Below are 3,546 nucleotides of genomic sequence, written 5' to 3' on the forward strand. Positions count from 1 at the left end.
ATCGTCTTGGCGGCGGCGGCGGTGGTGAAGGTCGAGCCCGGTCAATGCCAGGCCGGTGAGGGACAGGGTCTTGGCGGTCACGGTGAAAGGCCGAGCCGTCCGAGTTGGCCAGGAAGGCCAGCTTGGTGGTCGAGCGTCCGCCGATGCTGACGCCGTTGAACTTGGCGTTGGTGACAGCCTTGGTCACCTGGTCGCGCAGCGAGTCGAAGTCGGATTTCAGGGCGTTGAACGAAGCGGGTTTTCAGCGAGGTGTCGAAGCGGCCAGGGCCTTTTCCTTCATCTTGCCGAGCAGGTCGGTGACGGTGTCGCCGGCGGCCAGGGCCACGTCGATGGTGGACTGACCGCGTTGCAGCGAGTCCTTCACCGAGTTCAACGAACTGGCGGCTGCCGACTGGTTGCGGGCCGTGGCCCAGATGGCGCCGTTGTCCTTGGCCGAAGCGATCTTCTTGCCGGTATTGATACGCTGTTGCGTGACTTCGAGCTGCTGATTGGTGGTGTTCAGGTTCTGCAGGGCGATCATCGCGCCCGAATTCGTATTGATGCTATTCAGCGCCATTACGGTGGCTCCTATTCGAGGGTGCCCGACGTCATTTTGACGGCCGGTGGGCTTTTTGCCCAGCCTCACTATGCAACCCTCTGGTTTAGAAGAGGTGAAATTGTCGCAGTTCAGAGTCAAACTGAGAATTAACGTCGATTAACGCTGTTTGATTCTTGCCGCTGGCTCAAAGTGCGGCCGTTAATAATGCTTAATACGACTGAAAATCCTGAATACACGGGTTTCGGATCTGGTTTTGAATCGAAGAATGCGGTGTTTCATTTCGAAACAGGTCGCCAAGACTCTAGGCTGACAATCTCAGGGGCTGAGGGGCGATCTCTTCAACGTCGAACAGGTCGAAAGCGTCTTCCCAGGCCGCCAGTCGCGAGGCCCGAAGCTGGGCGTCGTCGATGATCCGCACGATCTGGTCTTCGCGCTCGTTCCAGACCAGGCCGATATCCGCCGCCCGTTCGGCGTCGCCGCCGAGCAGCAGAATGATGTCGGCCCGGACCACCCGTTCCGGCGACAGCCGCATCAGGGTGCGTCCGCCGCCCAGATCCCGATGAATGTCGGCGAAGGCCAGGACCGCCGAGATCATGGCGGCGTTGACCGGAACAGTGTGCCAGGTCTGGCAGGCGAGGCGGCTCATCGGCGAACTCCAGGGGCGGCGCGGGGGTCGATGATCCCTTTTGCGGCTGGACTGCGTCAGAAACGGTCGTAATGATTGCCCGATGCGACACGACAAGGCGACACGGCTGCTCGACCTGGCCCGGATGCTGGCCGGCAGCGGCGAGGGCATGACCCTGGATGAAATGGCCCGGGCCATGGCGGTGGGCCGCCGCACCGCCGAACGGATGCGTGATGCGGTCTGGGCGGCCTTTCCGCAGATGGAAGCCATCGAGGATCCACCGACCCGGCGGTTTCGCATCCCGTCCGGCCTGGACAGCCTGTTCCAGACCCCGACGGCCGAGGAACTGGCGGCGTTGCGGACCGCCGCCGACGCCTATGCGGCGCGCGGCGCCCAGGGGCGGGCGGCCAATCTGTATGGCCTCGAGCGCAAGCTGCTGTCGGCCCTGCGCGGCGCGGCCCGCCGGCGCGTGGCTCCAGACGTCGAGGCCCTGGTCCAGGCCGAGACCATCGCCGTCCATGCCGGACCCCGGCCCTATGAGGACGAGCAGGTGCTGGCTGGGGTGCGCACCGCGATCAAGAGCCTGTCGGCGCTGGCCTTTCGCTATGAGGGCGGCAGCGCGCCGGGCCGCACCCGGACGGTCACGCCCCTGGGCATCCTGTTTGGCCATAGCAACTATCTGGTGGCCATCGAGGGCGAGGATCCGCGACCCCGGTCGTGGCGGCTGGACCGGATCCGCGACATCGCCGTCCTCGACCAGGCCGCGTCGCCGCCGGCCGATTTCTCGCTGCAGGCCTTCGCGGACGAGAGTTTTGGCATCTATCACGGCCAGGTCGAGGACGTGGTGCTGCGCATCCGGGCCGACCGCGCCGAGGACGCCCTGCGCTGGCGCTTCCACTCCAACCAGACGGTCCACCAGGAGGCGGATGGGTCGGTCCTGGTGTCCTTTCGGGCCAGCGGCATGCTGGAGCTGTCCTGGCACCTGTTCACCTGGGCCGACGCGGTCGAGATCGTTTCGCCGCCGAGCCTGCGTCGGATGATGGTCGACGAGTTGCGGGCGGCGCTGAAGGCCCATGAGGCGGCCGGAGGCTGATCCGGGGCGGTGGCCTAAAGACCGGCGACGATCGGAAAAAGGCCGCGCCATGGCGATGCCGCCCATCCTAGGATGGCGCAATGTGATAGAGGAACCGCCGGTTCCGGGGAGAAAGCGCGACCAGATGAACTATCGTCACGCCTTCCACGCTGGAAACTTCGCCGATCTTCAGAAGCACGCGATCCTCACGGCCCTGCTGTCGGCGCTGACCGCTGACGCCAGGCCGCTGAACGTCATCGACACCCATGCCGGCGCCGGAGCCTATGACCTGCGCGGCGAGATGGCCCAGAAGTCGCGCGAAGCCGAGGCTGGCGTCGGGCGGCTGTTGGCCATGGACGCCCCGCCGGCCGCGTTCGCGGCCCTGCTGCAAGCGGTGAGCGACCTCAATGTGACGAAGGACGGGTCGCTCTATCCAGGCTCGCCCCTGCTGATCGCGCGGGGCCTGCGCCGGACGGATCGCTACACCGCCTGCGAACTGCGCGACGATGATTTCGACAGCCTGCGCCGGGTCCTGGCGCCCTACGGCTTCGCCCAGGCCCTGAAGTCGGACGGCTATGCCGCCGCCGTGGACCGGACCGGCCGGGCGGAGCGGACCTTCGTGCTGATCGATCCGCCGTTCGAGCGGGCCGACGACTATGTGCAGTGCGTCGCCACCGTCCGCGCGGTGCTGGCCCGCGATCCTCACGCGGTTGTGGCCATCTGGACCCCGCTGAAGGACCTGGAGACTTTCGACGCCTTCATGCGGGCGCTGGAGGCGATCACGGACAAGGCCCTGGCCGCCGAACTGCGACTTCGGCCGCTGCGCGACCCGATGAAGATGAACGGCTGCGCCATGGTGGTGATCGGCGCGCCGCCGTCCGTCGAACCGGTGATCGCCGAGATCACCAGCTGGATCGCCGAACATCTGGGCGAACCCGGCGGCGGGGCCCGGATCTGGCGGACCGGCGGGTGAGCGCCACGCCGACCTTCCGTCAGGCCCTGGCTGTCTGGCTGAAGGTCGGCCTGCTGGGTTTGGAGGTCCGGCCGGCCAGATCGCGCTGCTGCACCGCGAGGTGGTCGAGCGCCGTGGCTGGGTCGATGAGGCCCGTTTCGCCCACGCCCTGAGCTTCTGCATGTTGCTTCCGGGGCCGGAGGCGCAACAACTGGCGACCTGGCTGGGGTGGCGCCTTCACGGCGTGCGCGGCGGCGTGGCGGCGGGGCTGCTGTTCGTGCTGCCTGGCCTGGCGGTCATGCTGAGCCTGTCGGCGCTCTACGTCGTCCATGCCCGCGAGCCCTGGGCCGGGCCGGGTC

3 protein-coding genes and 2 pseudogenes are annotated in these 3,546 nt (G+C 66.9%); 3 read left to right on the forward strand and 2 right to left on the reverse strand.

The features are described 5' to 3' along the window. Both CSW58_RS13255 and CSW58_RS13260 read right to left on the reverse strand, forming a co-directional pair. A pseudogene (locus CSW58_RS13255) lies at window positions 1–556 on the reverse strand (flagellin); the annotation flags it as partial. A 283-nt stretch (window positions 557–839) separates the two neighbouring features. Continuing rightward, on the reverse strand, window positions 840–1,184 hold the full coding sequence (locus CSW58_RS13260; RefSeq protein ID WP_099447591.1) for a hypothetical protein: 345 nt from the start codon (window positions 1,182–1,184) through the stop codon (window positions 840–842). Between the two features lie 82 nt (window positions 1,185–1,266). On the opposite strand from CSW58_RS13260, the gene CSW58_RS13265 reads away from it, so the two are divergent. The 3 genes and pseudogenes from CSW58_RS13265 to CSW58_RS13275 form a co-directional block, all read left to right on the forward strand. Beyond that, on the forward strand, window positions 1,267–2,256 hold the full coding sequence (locus tag CSW58_RS13265) for a YafY family protein (protein WP_099447592.1): 990 nt from the start codon (window positions 1,267–1,269) through the stop codon (window positions 2,254–2,256). Window positions 2,257–2,380: 124 nt separating this feature from the next. Then, window positions 2,381–3,208 carry a 23S rRNA (adenine(2030)-N(6))-methyltransferase RlmJ gene (gene rlmJ, locus CSW58_RS13270; protein WP_099447593.1) on the forward strand — a complete coding sequence of 276 codons (828 nt, stop codon included), beginning with the start codon at window positions 2,381–2,383 and terminating at the stop codon, window positions 3,206–3,208. Continuing rightward, window positions 3,205–3,546 (forward strand): annotated as a pseudogene (locus CSW58_RS13275) (chromate transporter); the annotation flags it as partial. The gene rlmJ and the pseudogene CSW58_RS13275, both read left to right, overlap by 4 nt.

The sequence above is a fragment of the Caulobacter sp. B11 genome (assembly GCF_002737765.1).
GTDB lineage: Bacteria > Pseudomonadota > Alphaproteobacteria > Caulobacterales > Caulobacteraceae > Caulobacter.

Excerpts from the sequence above, each read along its gene's own strand:
- CSW58_RS13260 (WP_099447591.1), bottom strand. The coding sequence starts at position 1,184 with ATGAGCCGCCTCGCCTGCCAGACCTGGCACACTGTTCCGGTCAACGCC.
- rlmJ (WP_099447593.1), top strand. The coding sequence starts at position 2,381 with ATGAACTATCGTCACGCCTTCCACGCTGGAAACTTCGCCGATCTTCAG.
- CSW58_RS13265 (WP_099447592.1), top strand. The coding sequence starts at position 1,267 with ATGCGACACGACAAGGCGACACGGCTGCTCGACCTGGCCCGGATGCTG.